The 14,201-nt window shown below is 68.7% G+C and carries 11 protein-coding genes, 1 tRNA gene and 3 pseudogenes; 10 read left to right on the top strand and 5 right to left on the bottom strand.

Features of this window, described 5'->3' with window-relative positions:
• The first annotated feature begins 42 nt into the window (after positions 1–42).
• Positions 43–119 (top strand) — tRNA-Pro (locus tag ACIBAD_RS18465).
• A 28-nt stretch (positions 120–147) separates the two neighbouring features.
• Here ACIBAD_RS18465 and xerC read toward each other — a convergent pair.
• Positions 148–1,548, bottom strand: a complete 1,401-nt coding sequence (gene xerC, locus ACIBAD_RS18470; RefSeq protein ID WP_398907696.1) for a tyrosine recombinase XerC — start codon at positions 1,546–1,548, stop codon at positions 148–150.
• A 253-nt stretch (positions 1,549–1,801) separates the two neighbouring features.
• Between xerC and ACIBAD_RS18475 the strand changes: the two genes are divergently transcribed.
• Positions 1,802–2,137, top strand: a complete 336-nt coding sequence (locus ACIBAD_RS18475) for an ArsR/SmtB family transcription factor (protein ID WP_398907697.1) — start codon at positions 1,802–1,804, stop codon at positions 2,135–2,137.
• A complete protein-coding gene (locus tag ACIBAD_RS18480; RefSeq protein ID WP_398907698.1) occupies positions 2,137–2,841 on the top strand; it encodes a cation transporter in 705 nt (234 codons plus the stop codon). The genes ACIBAD_RS18475 and ACIBAD_RS18480 overlap by 1 nt, the downstream gene beginning before the upstream one ends.
• Positions 2,842–2,957: 116 nt before the next feature.
• On the opposite strand, the gene ACIBAD_RS18485 is transcribed toward ACIBAD_RS18480, so the two are convergent.
• Positions 2,958–3,920, bottom strand: coding sequence for a class I SAM-dependent methyltransferase (locus ACIBAD_RS18485; protein ID WP_398907699.1), 963 nt, complete (start codon positions 3,918–3,920; stop codon positions 2,958–2,960).
• 1,021 nt (positions 3,921–4,941) lie between these two features.
• On the opposite strand from ACIBAD_RS18485, the gene ACIBAD_RS18490 reads away from it, so the two are divergent.
• The 5 genes and pseudogenes from ACIBAD_RS18490 to ACIBAD_RS18510 all read left to right on the top strand — a co-directional run bounded on the left by ACIBAD_RS18490 (position 4,942) and on the right by ACIBAD_RS18510 (position 8,048).
• On the top strand, positions 4,942–5,193 hold the full coding sequence (locus ACIBAD_RS18490) for a hypothetical protein (protein ID WP_398907700.1): 252 nt from the start codon (positions 4,942–4,944) through the stop codon (positions 5,191–5,193).
• 14 nt (positions 5,194–5,207) lie between these two features.
• A pseudogene (locus ACIBAD_RS18495) lies at positions 5,208–5,510 on the top strand (sulfite exporter TauE/SafE family protein); the annotation flags it as partial.
• A 402-nt stretch (positions 5,511–5,912) separates the two neighbouring features.
• Positions 5,913–6,293, top strand: a pseudogene (locus ACIBAD_RS18500) (HAD-IA family hydrolase); the annotation flags it as partial.
• A gap of 21 nt (positions 6,294–6,314) precedes the next feature.
• A complete protein-coding gene (locus ACIBAD_RS18505) occupies positions 6,315–7,259 on the top strand; it encodes an NAD(P)-dependent oxidoreductase (protein WP_398907855.1) in 945 nt (314 codons plus the stop codon).
• Between the two features lie 48 nt (positions 7,260–7,307).
• On the top strand, positions 7,308–8,048 hold the full coding sequence (locus ACIBAD_RS18510; RefSeq protein WP_398907701.1) for a YoaK family protein: 741 nt from the start codon (positions 7,308–7,310) through the stop codon (positions 8,046–8,048).
• A 130-nt stretch (positions 8,049–8,178) separates the two neighbouring features.
• Here the strand turns inward: ACIBAD_RS18510 and ACIBAD_RS18515 are convergent, their stop codons facing one another.
• Positions 8,179–9,678, bottom strand: coding sequence for an MFS transporter (locus tag ACIBAD_RS18515; protein ID WP_398907702.1), 1,500 nt, complete (start codon positions 9,676–9,678; stop codon positions 8,179–8,181).
• Positions 9,679–10,050: 372 nt separating this feature from the next.
• Here ACIBAD_RS18515 and ltrA point away from each other — a divergent pair, with 372 nt between their 5' ends.
• The gene (gene ltrA / locus ACIBAD_RS18520; RefSeq protein ID WP_398907703.1) at positions 10,051–11,199 is read left to right on the top strand and encodes a group II intron reverse transcriptase/maturase; all 1,149 of its coding nucleotides are present in this window, start codon (positions 10,051–10,053) and stop codon (positions 11,197–11,199) included.
• Between the two features lie 92 nt (positions 11,200–11,291).
• On the opposite strand, the pseudogene ACIBAD_RS18525 reads toward ltrA, so the two are convergent.
• Both ACIBAD_RS18525 and ACIBAD_RS18530 read right to left on the bottom strand, forming a co-directional pair.
• A pseudogene (locus ACIBAD_RS18525) lies at positions 11,292–11,567 on the bottom strand (transposase); the annotation flags it as partial.
• A gap of 531 nt (positions 11,568–12,098) precedes the next feature.
• Complete coding sequence (locus ACIBAD_RS18530) at positions 12,099–12,686, bottom strand: GNAT family N-acetyltransferase (RefSeq protein ID WP_398907704.1); 588 nt, start codon at positions 12,684–12,686, stop codon at positions 12,099–12,101.
• A gap of 184 nt (positions 12,687–12,870) precedes the next feature.
• Between ACIBAD_RS18530 and ACIBAD_RS18535 the strand changes: the two genes are divergently transcribed.
• Positions 12,871–14,172, top strand: a complete 1,302-nt coding sequence (locus ACIBAD_RS18535; RefSeq protein WP_398907705.1) for an ATP-grasp domain-containing protein — start codon at positions 12,871–12,873, stop codon at positions 14,170–14,172.
• The last annotated feature ends 29 nt before the right edge of the window (positions 14,173–14,201 follow it).

Genomic DNA, 14,201 nt, shown 5'->3' on the forward strand with positions numbered 1-14,201 from the left:
TCCTGCGCGTTCGGCCAGGGGAAACCCCAGGTCAGCGGGTATCGGGACGTGGCGCAGCTTGGTAGCGCACTTGACTGGGGGTCAAGGGGTCGCAGGTTCAAATCCTGTCGTCCCGACCAGCGTTTACGCAGGTCGGAGGCCGTTCTCTCACACATGAGAGGACGGCCTTTTCCGTGCCCGGAATGCTGGTGGTCGCAGTGTGGTCGCACGCCCGCTTCGGGGCTGGTTCGCCATGGTGCTGAACGCGGTCGGGGCGGGGGAGCGGAGCCGGTTGAGGGCTTCGCGGAGGTGCTGGATGTGGTCGCGTGGTGGTCGCAGCCACGCCGCGCGGCCTGTCCACGTCCTGGTCTTCTCGGCTTTGGTCAGCGTGTGGTCGATGGTGTCGACGGCTTCGCGGGCTGCCTGTTGGGTGAGGTGGCTGTAGATGTTGGCGGTGGTCGACAGCGTGGAGTGCCGCAGCGTCTTGGAGACCACGGGGAGGGGGACGCCGGCGGTGATGGTGATGGTGGCGGCCAGGTGTCGCAGGTCGTGAACGGTCACCCGCGGTACACCGGCCTCTTTGGAGAGTTGCCGGAGCCGGTCGAGGACGGTGTGGGGTCGCATGGGTCGGCCGTCGGGTCTGCAGAAGACGAGTCCGGTGAAGGGATCGCTGGGGTCGCTGTGGCGGCGGGCCCTGGACCGGGCCCGGTGCTGGAGTGCGGTGGCGACGCGGGGTGAGATGGCGACCCAGTTCCTGCTGGTACGGGTCTTCGGGCTGGTGATGACGAGGTGGTTGTTGTCGATCGCGGAGAGCGTGCAACGTACATAGAGGACACGCTCGGCGAGGTGGACGTCGTCCCAGTGCAGACCGAGGGTCTCTCCTTTGCGCATGCCGGTGCCGATGAGGAACTCGAACAGGTCGGCCATGTCCGGATCGGCCTGATGGCAGTGCTGGAGGAAGCGGACGGCCTCGTCCGCGGTCCAGATCCGTCGCTCGGGCGACGGTGGCCGGTGAAGTGCCGGGGGACTGGCGGGATTGTGGGCGAGGCGATGCTGGCGGACCGCGTCGCCGAGTGCGCTGGAGAGGGTGGCCAGGCAGCGGTAGAGGGTGGTCTTGCCGCGGCCTGCGGCGAGCTCGCCGGTGACGAAGGCCGCGATGTGACGGTGTCCGAGCTCGTCCAGCTTGAGGATGCCGAAGGCGGGCGCGAGGTCGTTGTGGACGTAGTCCCGGTAACGCGCCATGGTGGTCGGCTTGAGCACGAGCGCCTTGGTGGCCAGCCAGGTACTCAGGTAGTCGTCGACGCTCTGGTTCGGGTCGGCGTTGAATCCGCCGGCCTCGCCCTCGAGGAATCTGCGGAGTGCGGTCTCGGCTGCGTCGTGGTTGTCGAAGCCGCCCCTGCGCACGGTCGTCCGGTGGCGGCGTGGGGTCGGGACATCGACCGCAAAGGTCCACGTCCCGTGGTCACCGTCGGTGAGCAGGTGGGGGCAGTGCGCTCCGAGCTGGTGATGCAGTGTGTCCCGGCAGCCACATCTGCGGTAGATGCGGCCGCGGTCGGCGGTGGTACGCATGCGGATCGCCTCCAGGAGGCGGAGGAAAGGGCCGACACCCTCATTCTCGTGCGACCACATGCGACCACCACGACCCATGCGCCCCCTGTGACCTGTGCTTTCTCCTTGTCTCTGCGCCAAGGGCGCGGCCGTGACAGGCAGGGCCGCTGTTCCCCGATCGCGGCGCCGACCAGGTTCCAGGAGGCGAGGACTCGGCCTGCGGCAACGTCGATCCACGGTTTCCTGAATTCAGGATTCCTTGTACTGTTGTTGTGTGCTGACCGTCGCTCCTGACATTGAGGTGCTGGCCCGTTTCGGCCGCGCGCTCGCCGATCCGATCCGCTGCCGCCTGCTGCTCGCGCTGCGCCAGGCTCCCGCGTACCCGTCCGATCTGGCCGACCAGTTCGGGATCTCCCGGACCCGGCTGTCGAACCATCTCGCCTGCCTGCGCGACTGCGGCCTGGTCGTCACCGTGCCCGACGGTCGGCGCACACGCTACGAACTTGCAGACGAACGCCTCGGCCACGCCCTGGACGACCTGCGCAGCGCCGTCGTCGCGATCGAGGCCGACAAGACGTGCCTGGATCCCGAGACGGAGGGCTGCTGCTGATGGCCTCGATTTCGCTGGGTCCGTCGCCGGCCCGCCGTGATGTGCTGGCCCGCCGAATACGCCTGCTGGTCGCAGCCACCATCACCTACAACGCCATCGAGGCGATCGTCGCGATCACCGCCGGGATGCCCGCCTCCTCCACCGCCCTGATTGGCTTCGGCCTCGATTCCGTCATCGAGGTCTCCTCCGCTACCGCGGTCGCCTGGCAGTTCTCCGCCCGCGACCACGCTGTGCGCGAGGCGCGGGAGAAGGTCACGCTGCGGATCATCTCCGTGTCCTTCTTCGCGCTTGCCGCATATGTCGCCGTCGACTCGGTCGGCGCGTTGGCCGGTTCCGGTGAGGCCGACCGCTCTGTCGCCGGTATCGCCATCGCCGTCCTGTCGCTCGCGGTGATGCCGTTCCTGTCCGCCGCCCAGCGCCGGGCCGGTCGCGAAATCGGCTCGGCCAGCGCGGTCACCGACTCCAAGCAGACCCTGCTGTGCACCTACCTCTCCGCGGTCCTCCTGGTCGGTCTGGTTCTCAATGCCGCCCTCGGCTGGTCCTGGGCCGACCCGGCCGCCGCGCTGGTCATCGCCGCTGTCGCGGTCAAGGAAGGTCGTGATGCATGGCAGGGCAAGGGCTGTTGCGCCCCCGCCCCGGCTGCTTCGCCGAGGAGCGAGGCTGGTGGGTGCGACTGCCGGCTCGGATGCGACTGCTGCACCTGACCTCACCGACAGGTCGCTGAACTGGACCGCTGTCGAGGGCGGATGACGACAATTGAACCCGCGCCCCAAGCTTGGGAATGCGGCTGTACGCACGCTGGAACGGCCCAGGAACTGGGTCACAGGGTTCGGGTCTGAGTGACACGCCACAAGCGGCGCGGTAGTTCGCCTTCCTCGAAGCCATGGACTTCGTTCAGGATCCAGTTGTCGGACAGTGCGCCGACCAGGTCGCGCGAGAAGAAGTGCACGGCGAAGCCTCCGTGTTCGTAGATGTCGTCGCCGTGCGGGGTGCCGGTGCCGTAGTGGCTGTCGCCGGTGTGTCGGGCGGTATAGATGAACACTCCGCCCGGCCGTAGCACTCGGTGGACCTCGTGGACCAGGGCGTGGATTTCTGGAGTGGACAGGGCCATGCACAGCAGCATGTGCGCGAAGACCGCGTCAACCGAGGCGTCCGGTAGCGCCAGCGGCTCGCGGACATCGTGGACGGCGGTGCTGATTCGATCTGCGACGTCCTGGATGCGGGCGGCCTCCTGTAGCTGCTGAAGGCCTGTGGCGCTGAAGTCGGTGGCTTGCACGGTGAAGCCCTCGCGGGCGAAGTGCAGGGCGTCGCGGCCGTGCCCGGCCCCCAGCTCCAGCACATCCTTGGCTCCGGCCGCATGGAAGACAGCGGCGGCGTGGACCGCAGCGGTGGAGGGCTGATCGCCGTACATGCCCGGGTGGGCCGAGTAGGTGTTCTGCCAGTGGTGCCGTTGCGCGTCGGCGAGGCCCTGGTCGTGGCGGCGGTCGGTCAGCGCCTGGCGCAGCTGGTCGAGGCTGGGGAGACCGGCACGGCCGTCCGCTGTCGGGTACACCCGGCACGCCAGTCCCGCCGGGCGCCCGGCCTCGGCGAACGGGTCGCGTCCGTCGATCAGGAAGGTCGGCGACCCTGTGAAGCCGCGCTGTTCGGCCTCAAGATGGCCGGTGACCACGCGCGTGGTCACCGTGGCACTGTGCAGGCCGACTTCGTCGAGAGCCTGCCGCAGCAGCTCGGCCGCCGACTCGGTGTGCGGACAGTCGGGTACGACGAGGATCTCGATGTCCATGCCCCCAGCATCGCGCGCCGTCCACGGCCGGCACCACCGTCCGAGGAACGACTCGGGCCCCTGCGGTGACTACCGCTGCCTATGGCTTCTGCGTAATGGCTGGCCTTAATCGGGGCCCGACCAGTCGAAGGTGATGTGCTTGCTGGACTGACGCTCCCGCTCCAATGGAAGCCGAAGGCGTCGGCACGGTCCGCCGTGGAGCGGCCCCAGGTCGCGACCCGCCCCGGCCCGGTCATCGCCGACCTCCAGGCCCTGCGCACCACCCTCCGGACCGCGCGTGCCATGGCCGGCCAAGCGGCGGACCGGGGAGAACGCCGTCGTCTGCCAGATCATTGAAAGCGTCCCCGCGGGATCCTGACCCGCGCCCTGACGCACGGGCCCGAGGGTGCCGAGCGGCTACCGATGCGGCTTGGCCCAGCATGGCGCGCATGTCGCGATGCCTGCCCCTGTCGCTCCGGACGTGGTCCGGAGTGCTGCTGGTGTGCGCGCTCTTTGCCTGTCTGACGGGGCTGGCGCGTCCGGCGATGGCGATGCCGGGCCCGATGGAGATGTCGTCGCACGTCGTGATGAGTGGGCATGCTGCGGCTCCGGCCGCCGCCGAGTCGCCGGACCACGGTCCGAGCTGCCCGATGGCCCAGGAACAGTGCGTGGCACCGAAGGGCATCCTCGCCCAGCACAGCCCGGCAGTCCCCGTGCTCGCGACGGAGTCGCATGCGACGGGCTGCGCGCCCGAATTCCTGATGACGCAGCCCAACGCTCCGCCGCCAGCGGCGGCTCCTCCTGATCTGCACCGGTTGTGCGTGTCACGGACGTGACGGTCGGCCACCCGTGAGGCGAACGCCTCGCGGGACGCCGTGTCTTCTCATGTCCGTCTCGGCACGCCCGGATATTCCGTGTGCGCGTGCCGTCGTCGCAGAACAGGAGTAACGACGCATGCTGTCGTCCGTTGCTTTGCTGATCACCGGTGCGAGTACCGGTCTGCTCGCCGGTGGTGCCTCGTGCGCAGCCGTACAGGGGGGGCTTGCTGGCCGGCGCAGTGACCCGCCGCCGCAGCCCCGTCTCGAAATCGACCGCCAAGCCGAACACCTCCCCGCCGGAGACCGCTACGCCGCTGCCGTCGGTCGGAGCCTTCCTCGCAGGGAAGCTCGCCTCCCACACCGTGCTCGGCGCCCTGCTGGGCGTCTTCGGCAACGCCCTGCAGCCCAGCCCTCGTACCCAGGCGGTGCTGCTGCTCGCAGCCGGGGCCACCATGGTGCTATTCGCCTGGACCTGATCGGGGTCAAGGCCGTGGGCCGGCTGCTGCCCAGGCCCCCGGCGTCATTCGGCCGACTGATGCGCCGCAGCGCGAAGACCGACACGGTCGCCACCCCCACCCTGGTCGGCTTCGCCACCGTCCTGGTGCCCTGCGGGGTGACCCTCTCGATGGAGCTCCTCGCCATCACCTCCGGCTCGGCGGTGGCCGGGGCTGCGGTCATGGCCGGATTCGTGGCGGGCACCGCACCGCTGTTCGCCCTGCTCGGCTATCTGTTCCGGCACAGCAGCCAGGCACTCTCGGGCAAGCTGGCCGGACTCACCGGTGTCGTGATGCTGACCGTCGCCGCCTGGACCATGCTCTCCGCGCTGCAGGCAGGCGGTTGGGTCTCCTTCGACCCACCCTCACCGGGCCGGCAGACCTCGGCGAGCGGCCCGTTCATCGTCGAAGGCGGCGACGGCAGCGGTTCCGGGGGCGGCGGCGACTCGCAGGAGCCGCCCGAGACCCCCGAGACCCCCGTACGTACGGACGCATCCGGGCGACAGATCATCACGCTGACCGTGACGGACTTCTACGTCCCCACTCAGTTCACCGCGAAGGCCGGTGTACCCACCACATTGGTGCTGCACGGCAAGGACTCGGGCGGCTGCGCCCGGGCGTTCACCATCCCCGAACTCGGGGTGCAGGAGATCGTCAAACGCGACGGTGACACCGACGTCGACCTGGGCACCCGCAAGCCGGACCCGTTCAACCCGTACGAGCGCGTCGGCATCTGGGACCTGTTCGACGTGCACGTCGTCTCCGAGCGGGTCGGCATGGCCAAACCCGATCTGGCGATCTATCGGCTGACCCTGGACCGGATCGGCCTGCCCGCCGAGCGGTGCGTGTTCGTGGACGATCACGCTGTGAACCTTTCGCCGGCCGCCGAGCTGGGCATCACGACCGTCCACGCCACAGATGAGGACGCGGCTGTGGCGGAGCTCGAGGCCCTTCTGGGAGTTAGTGCGGTCCTCGCGGCGTGCGGTAACTTGCGGCTGATCAAGGGCGGCCTGTCGGCATTGGCGCGAGCGACCGCGGCAGGGTGCCGTGACGATCTTCCAGTCGCCCCAGCCGGTACGTGACCGATCATCGACTTGCTGCTTGTGAAGGCGCTGCGCTCCTTTGCCAGGAAAGACTCGGGTTGGCGGTGGAAGATGGGTAAGGGGAGAGATAAGGGGTTCTCCATGGCTCACGCTTCCACCGTCGCTGTTCTCGGAGCAGGTGCACTGGGCGCCGCGATGGCAACGCGGCTCGGCGATACTGGCCACGAGGTAAGGCTGTGGAACCGTACGGAGGAGAGAGCCCGTGCGGTGGCGGACGGCGCTGCCGGGGTCACAGCAGTGAGCGCGGTGGGCGATGCGGTCTCCGGCGCCTCCGCCGTTATCACTGTGCTCCGTGATGGCGATGCGGTCGCGGAGGTCATGTCGGATGTCATCGACCGGCTCGACAGAGATGCCGTCTGGGTGCAGGCGAGCACGGTAGGGCCACGGAGCGCCGACGCCCTGGCCGGTCTGGCGCGTGATCACGGTGTCGCCTACCTCGACGCACCAGTTTCGGGAAGCACCGGGCCCGCTCGGCAGGGCAAACTTGTCTGGCTGGCCGCCGGCCCCGAGGACGCCCTCGCGCGGGCGCGACCCGTTCTCGACGATCTTGGCTCGTCCGTGCTGCATGTCGGGACGGGAACCGAGGGCAGCGCCGTCAAGCTTGCGGTCAACGCCTGGATGGCTGCCTCGACGGTCGCCATGAGCGATGTCCTTGCGCTGTGCGACGCTCTCGGCGTCGACCACGCGACGTTCGTCCGGGTGCTTGAGGCGGGCCCGCTCGCCATGCCGTACGAGTTGCAGAAAGTAGGCCTCATGGACAACGACTCGTATGCGCCCGGATTCGCGGTGCAACTCGCCCTGAAGGACATCGACCTGGCCGCGGCAGCTGCCGCCCCCAGCCCGCTGCTCCAGGTTGTCCGGGCCCGCCTGGAAGCAACCGTCGAAGCCGGCCACGACCACGACGACCTCGCCGCCGTCGACTACCTGCGGAAGCCGCCGCCGTAGTCCGCGTGCGGGCCGTCATTCGCTGAGGCCCGTCGAGGAAGGCACCGCATGCGCAAACTGTTGACTGATGCCGTTCATACGCTCGTCCCGCCGCGCGACGATCCTCATGGCCCCCTCCCGCCGCTGATGCTCACACTCACGGTGGTGACAGGCCTGGTCGATGCGGTGAGCTATCTGGGACTCGGCCACGTTTTCGTCGCCAACATGACCGGCAACGTCGTATTCCTCGGGTTCGCACTGGCCGGTGCCCAGGGGCTTTCGGCGCCCGCCTCCGTCACCGCTCTTGTGGCCTTCCTCGGTGGCGCGTTCGCCGGAGGCCGGCTGCACGCCTGGCTGGGCACGCATCGCGGTCGAATGCTCACCGTCGCCCTCGGGGCGCAAGTGCTGTTGGTGGCCGTGACGGTGGTCGTGGCTGCGGCCACCGACGACAAGGTGACTTCGGGTGTCCAGTACGTGCTCATCGTGCTCCTCGCGATGGGCATGGGGGTGCAGAACGCTGTCGTCCGGCGCCTCGGCGTCCCCGACCTCACCACGACCGTCCTCACCCTGACTCTCACCGGACTCGCCGCCGACTCCACGGCGGCAGGCGGTACTGGACCGCGACCCGGGCGGCGCGTCCTGTCCGTTCTGGCGATGTTCCTCGGTGCCCTCATCGGTGGCCTGCTCCTTCTGCGCGTCGGCCTCTCCACGGCTCTGGGCCTGGCACTGCTCCTGCTCGTCGCCACGGCTGCATTCACCCATCGGTTCTCGGCTTCCGACGCCGCATGGACCCGGCCTCCCGCGTCGTGACCGGCGAACGGGAGCAAGCACCATGATCAATACATCTAAGCCCGCCCGCAGCGTCGATCGAGGCCAACTGGGGGCGCCTGGTAGTGGCAGGGTGAGTGCGCGTCGGCGTATTGGTCTGGTCCGACCAGTCTCAGATGTGGGTGGCATGGCAGTGACTGTGGGCGACTTCGGGTGGGCACGGGGCCGCGGTTGTGCCTCGGCCGGTACGCCACTCGATCAGTGAGATGCCCAACGCCGCGCAGATGGCGACGATGCCGACGCCGACGGACGCTGCCACGGCCAGCCGGTAGTCGTCCTTGCTTGAGGCCAGTACCAGGTAGTACGTGCCGGGCAGCGCGGCCGTCCCCACCGCCCCGCCCAGCCGCTGTCCGGTCTGCAGCGCGCCGCCTGCGGCGCCCGCCATCCGCACTGGCACATCCCGCAGCGTCATCGTCACATTCGGGGAGATGACGAAGCCACTGCCGATACCGCCCACGAGGAGGGCGGGGACAGCGGCCCAGACGGCGACTGATGGCGGGGCGAACCTGAGCAGCAGGGCCGCTGCGGCGAGCCCGACGATGACGCCGACCAGGCCGAGCACGGTCAGCAGCCTGCCCATCCGCTCCACGAGCCGCCCGGCTACGACGGCCGCGCCCGCGGAGCCCACCGCGAACGGTGTCACAGCCAGTCCGGACTGCAGCGGTGAATAGCCCAGGCCGTTCTGGAAGAACAGGGCGAACACGATCCACACACCGCTGAATCCCATGAAGTAGAGCGTCGCCAGGCTGGCACCGGTGGCGTAGCCGCGGGTTTCGGTAATCAACCGTGGATCCAGCAGCGGTTGGCCGCCGTGCGTTGCGACTCGGCGCTCCCACCACCCGAAGCCGACCAGCAGCACTGCCCCTGCTGGGAAGAGCCACCACAGACGGCGCAGGCCGCCAGCGTCGGCCAGGACCAACGGCAGCATGACCGCCAGGACACCGCAGCCAAGCAGGGCGACACCCGGCAGATCGAGGTGTCCCCTCTTGCCCGGGGCGACGCGGGGCAGCAGTCGATGGCCGAACACGAGTGCCACGGCACCGATGGGAACGTTGACGAAGAAGATCCAGCGCCAGCCCTGGGGTCCGGTGGCCAAGGCGAGGATGAGGCCTCCGGTGATCGGACCGACCGCACTGGAGATACCGACGATGGCGCCGAACAAGCCAAAGGCACGAGCACGCTCGGCTCCGGTGAACATCTGCTGGATCAGCGCGGAATTCTGAGGAGCAAGGCAGCCGGCGGCGATTCCTTGCGCCATGCGGGCGATGACGAGCACGGTGATCGTCGGGGCCGCCCCCGCCGCGACGCTGCACAAGACAAAGGCCGCGAGCGCCCCGAGGAAGATCCGGCGCCGGCCGATCGCGTCGCCAAGACGTCCGGCCAGCACCAGCGCAAGGGCGAACGTCAGCGCATACCCGGACACCACCCATTGCACTGAGGCCGGGGAGGCGCCCAGATCCCTTTGCATCGAGGGCAGGGCGACCGCGACAATCGTCACATCGAGAAGGATCATGAAGCCCGCCACCAGGGTGACCCACAAGGCATGCCACCGGCTCGGACCTGGCCGGCCTGCTGACGTCGCCGTACCTGGTTGTCGCCTACTCGGTTTCACGGGGGCTCCTTTCGACGGAGTCACAGCCCAGCGTCCCTGGGATATCCCGCATCCCGGAGGATTCGTACGCCGCTCTCCACCGACATAACCCCGCCGCGGTCTTGACCACCTCATCGAGGACGGCAGCGAGACGGCTGTTCGCTGCGATGCGATCGAGGACGTATCGACCCGAGCTGGGCAGCGGTCAGCAACCCGTGCGCCGACTCGGCTGTGACGCCATGCGTGAACCAAGTGGTCCAACGCCCACGCGCCGAAGATCCAGCGTAGCCATAGTTATCGCGCTCGTCGGTGACAGACGCGACCGCGGGCTCTGCGTCACCCGCGACGCCGCGGGCGGTGGCGACACGGGGTTGCGCCTGCTCGCTGCGGCGCATGGCGTTCCCGACTTGCGGAGCCTCGACACCGGCCGCTCCAGTACGCTGCCCGTCGCGGTTTCTGGCCCGTGACGACTGGGACTGGTGCAGCAAGTGCGGCGGCTACGCCGTACGCCGGCTGACCGACTACTTCGAGAAGGACCTGAAGGGAAACCTGTACAGGGTCTGGAACCGCATGTCATCGGGCTCGTACTTCCCGCCTCCAGTGCGAGCGGTGGCCATTCCGAAGACGAACGGCGGTGGCACGAGGATGCTCGGTATTCCCGCTGTCGCCGACCGGGTAGCTCAGACCGTCGTAGCCCGGCATCTCATGCGAAGGGTGGAACCCATTTTCCACCCGGACAGCTACGGATATCGGCCCGGACGGTCTGCCTTGGATGCGGTAGGGAAGTGCCGGGAGCGCAGCTGGCGGCAGGACTGGGTGGTCGAGTTCGACATCGCCAAGTTCTTCGACAGCGTGCCCTGGGACCTGCTGGTCAAGGCGGTGGCCGCGCACACTGACGTCGTCTGGGTGAACTTGTATGTGCGGAGGTGGCTTACCGCCCCGCTCGTCATGCCTGACGGCTCCCTGGTGGAGCGGGAGCGCGGGACGCCTCAAGGGGCACCGGTCTCTCCCGTTCTGGCGAACCTGTTCCTGCACTATGCGTTCGACATGTGGATGGAACGGGAGTTCCCGTCCGTCTGGGTCGAGCGCTACGCAGACGACGCGGTCTCGCACTGCGTCACTGAGCGAGAGGCCCGCCAGGTGCTGGCTGCGCTCACGAACAGGATGGTCGAGGTCGGACTGCGTCTGCACCCGGACAAGACCCGGATTGTTTACTGCAAGGACGGCAACCGCCGGCGCTCCTTCGAGCACACGGCCGCCACCCTTCTTGGGTACACGTTCCGCGCCCGGAAGAACCGGAATCGGCACGGGAAGCCGTTCCTGTCGTTCGAGCCGGGGATCAGCAGGGAGGCCTTGACGAGGATCGGTCGAGAGGTGCGTTCTTGGCGCGCGTCAACACCTACCTGGTGCGTTGGATCCGCAACAAGTACAAGCGGCTCGCGGCCCAGAAGAAGGGCGTACTCGAAGATGCAGGAGATCGCCCAGCGATACCCCCGCATGTTCGTGCATTGGCGCCTCACCACGGCGGCCGCGGAGGTCTGATGATCAGAGCGACAAGAGCCGTGTAACGGGAGATCGTTACGCACGGTTCTGTGAGAGCCGAGAGGTGAGATTCCCCTCGGCTACTCGACTCTCCGGGAGGGTTGTTCGCTGCGGATCGAGGAGTCTGAGCTGCGGGTCGCGGGGGCGGGGCCGGCGTAGGCGGCGAGGTGGGCGGCGGACGAACTGCCGTCGCCGACGTCGATGAGGATCCTGGCTCCGGTCCTGACGCCGATCCCCGGCGTGGACGTCAGGACCTTGGAAAGAGGGTGCTTCTCCAGCAGTTCCTCGATCCGGGCGGCGAGGAGTTTGCGCTGGTCAAGGACTGCTGTGAGCGAGCCGGCCAGGCTGGGCACGATGAGTGCGGCCGCAGGGGCGGGTTCCGCAGCCATTATGCAGCAGAGCTCGCGCTGCGGAAGTTCCAGGAGGGCGAGGCCGGCGGGTTCAACGCCGACCCGGACGGTCGTCCAGTGGTGGCGTGGGGCGGGGAGGTCGACGGCGAAGGTCCACGTCCCGTGGTGGCCGTCGGTGAGCAAATGCGGACAGTGCGCTCCGAGCCGGTGACGGTGGGTGTCCCGGCAGCCACACCTGCGATAGATGCGGCCGCGGTCGGCGGTGGTACGCATGCGGATCGCCTCCAGGAGGCGGAGGGAAGGCCGACACCCTCATTCTCGTGCGACCGCCTGCGACCACCCCGGCTGTCACACCGACCGTGACCAGTGCGTTTCCCTTGTCGGAACGCCAAGGGACTGCAGCAGATTCCTCTGCTGCTGGTACACGGCTTGCATCACCGCTGGCCAGCCGAATAGTGCCATCTCGGCTGGCGGTGGGGCGCTGGTCGGTGACTGGCCCGGATCTTGATCCGCTGTCGATGGGCTGATCGCGCATGGGCGGCGAGGTCCTCAGGCGTGCACCGCTGGAGGGGCTGCGAGCGCGTGAGTGGTTGCCGGCATCTGGATCTCGAAGTGGACCGTTCCGAAGCCGCCGTGCTCGCCGGTCGTGCGGGCGTCGTAGACCTCGGTCGCGAGACTGCGCCAGAACGTCTCCGCGCCGGGGATGTCCACGTTCGTGTGCAGGTAGATGCTGTCGTAGCCCGGGACCCCGGCGGCGAACTCGCAGGCCATCTGCACCATGGCGCGTGCCAGGCCGTGCCGGCGGTGGTCGGGTCGCACGTACACGCGCAGCAGCTGGGCAGTGCACCCCGACGGGTAGCGCTCGGTGAGCCATCGCGGGTGCGGGGGGTGGGCGGGGCCCCGGGAGTGCAGGGCGGTCGTGCCTACGACCTCGCCGTGCAGTACCGCCACGACGAGGGTGTGGCGCGGGTGCGCGAGGTACGTGTCGTCGATGTCTACGACGTCGGAGTGCCACTGGGGCACGTATCCGTAGTCGAACTCCCGATAGAACGTGTCGAGCATGACGCTGCGCGCGCCGGGCACGTCCTCCGGTCTGGCGTGCCGCACCACATACGGACCGAGTTCTTGATACCGCATCAGATTCTCCATCACTCCACCACCTCGGGCTTCCGGAGCGGCAGGTTACCCCTCGAGACACTCTATTGGAAATGAAAACGCTTTCCGATAGTGTCCCGGTTCAGCGATGCGGAACGCCTCCTGTTGGGCGGTCCGCGGCGTACGTATGCCCGAGAGCCGTGTCGGCGGTCTGAGAGGAAGTCCTGTGGGACATCTGCTGGTTATCGAGAGCTGGGTGGGGTCGATGAGCAGGCTGCTGCCCAGGGCGATCCGCGAAGGCGGACACGAGTTCACCTTCGTCACCCGGGACCTGCACCACTACCTGCGTGCCGCCCCCGCCGACGGGCCGCACCCCCTGCTCGCCGCGCGCAACGTCATCACCGCCGACACCAATGACATCGACGTACTGCTGCCGTACCTGGAGCGGTTGCATGCGGTGCTCGGCTTCGACGGGGTGGTCTCCTCGTGCGACTACTACCTGCCGGTGGTCGCGCGCACGGCCGAGCGGCTGGGCTTGCCCGGGCCCGCTGCCAAAGCGGTCGAGGCCGCGTGCCGCAAGGACCTGACCCGCCGGGTACTGGCGGAGGCCGGAGTGCCCGGCCCCCGCTTCGCGGTGTGCGGGGACGGGGTGCAGGCGGCGGTCGCCGCCCGGGAGATCGGATATCCGCTGGTGGTCAAGCCCGTGGACCTGTGCGCCGGGATGCTGGTTCGCGAGGTCCGCGACGAGCGGGAACTGGAGGCGGCCTGCAGGGCGCTGGCCGAGTTCCCGGTCAACGCGCGGGGCCAGGACCGCAGCCCCGTCTTCCTCCTCGAGGAGCTGCTCACCGGACCCGAAGTCAGTGTCGAGACGGTCTCGTTCGGTGGCGCCACGCGGGTGGTCGGGGTCACGGACAAGAGCATCGGCGGGGCTCCGGCGTTCATCGAGACGGGTCACATGTTCCCGGCGGGCATCGAGCCGGGGCTGGAGGGGGAGGCCGTCGACACCGCTGTGGCGGCGATCAAGGCGCTCGGGCTGGACCGTGTGGTCTGCCACACCGAGATCAAGCTGACCCCCGAGGGTGCCAGAGTGGTCGAGGTGAATCCCCGCCCGGCCGGCAACCAGATCACCGAGCTGGTACGCCGGGTCACAGGCGTCGACCTCGCCGCTGCGTGTGTGGACGTGGCCCTCGGCCGCAATCCGGACATCACCCCGCGATCGACCGGCGTACGCAGCGCCGCCATTGCCTTCCTGCTGCCCGACGCCACCGGCGTCCTCACCGGCATCGAGGGCGCGGACAGCGTCCGGGAAGAGCCGGAGGTGCTGGAGCTCACCCTCGCCGGGCCGGGCCGCACCGTACGCGCCGCGACCAGCAACAACGAGTACCTCGGGCACATCATGACCGCCGACACCGAGGGCGGCGGCGCCCGCGGGACGGCCGAGCGGCTGCTCGCCCTCCTGCGCCCCACGTATGAAGAGTGTCCGGCTGAAGAGTGTCCGGCCGAGCCGTCGTCGGCGGTGTCCGCGTGAACGCGCCCGTCCTACACGAGTCCTCCGTC

The sequence above is a fragment of the Streptomyces sp. NPDC051109 genome, assembly GCF_044455885.1.
Taxonomy (GTDB): Bacteria; Actinomycetota; Actinomycetes; order Streptomycetales; family Streptomycetaceae; genus Streptomyces.

What these genes read in the sequence shown, in the direction of transcription:
- ACIBAD_RS18530 (WP_398907704.1), bottom strand. Translation starts at nt 12,686, where the DNA reads ATGCGGTATCAAGAACTCGGTCCGTATGTGGTGCGGCACGCCAGACCG.
- xerC (WP_398907696.1), bottom strand. Translation starts at nt 1,548, where the DNA reads ATGCGTACCACCGCCGACCGCGGCCGCATCTACCGCAGATGTGGCTGC.
- ACIBAD_RS18510 (WP_398907701.1), top strand. Translation starts at nt 7,308, where the DNA reads ATGCGCAAACTGTTGACTGATGCCGTTCATACGCTCGTCCCGCCGCGC.
- ACIBAD_RS18480 (WP_398907698.1), top strand. Translation starts at nt 2,137, where the DNA reads ATGGCCTCGATTTCGCTGGGTCCGTCGCCGGCCCGCCGTGATGTGCTG.
- ACIBAD_RS18485 (WP_398907699.1), bottom strand. Translation starts at nt 3,920, where the DNA reads ATGGACATCGAGATCCTCGTCGTACCCGACTGTCCGCACACCGAGTCG.
- ltrA (WP_398907703.1), top strand. Translation starts at nt 10,051, where the DNA reads ATGGCGTTCCCGACTTGCGGAGCCTCGACACCGGCCGCTCCAGTACGC.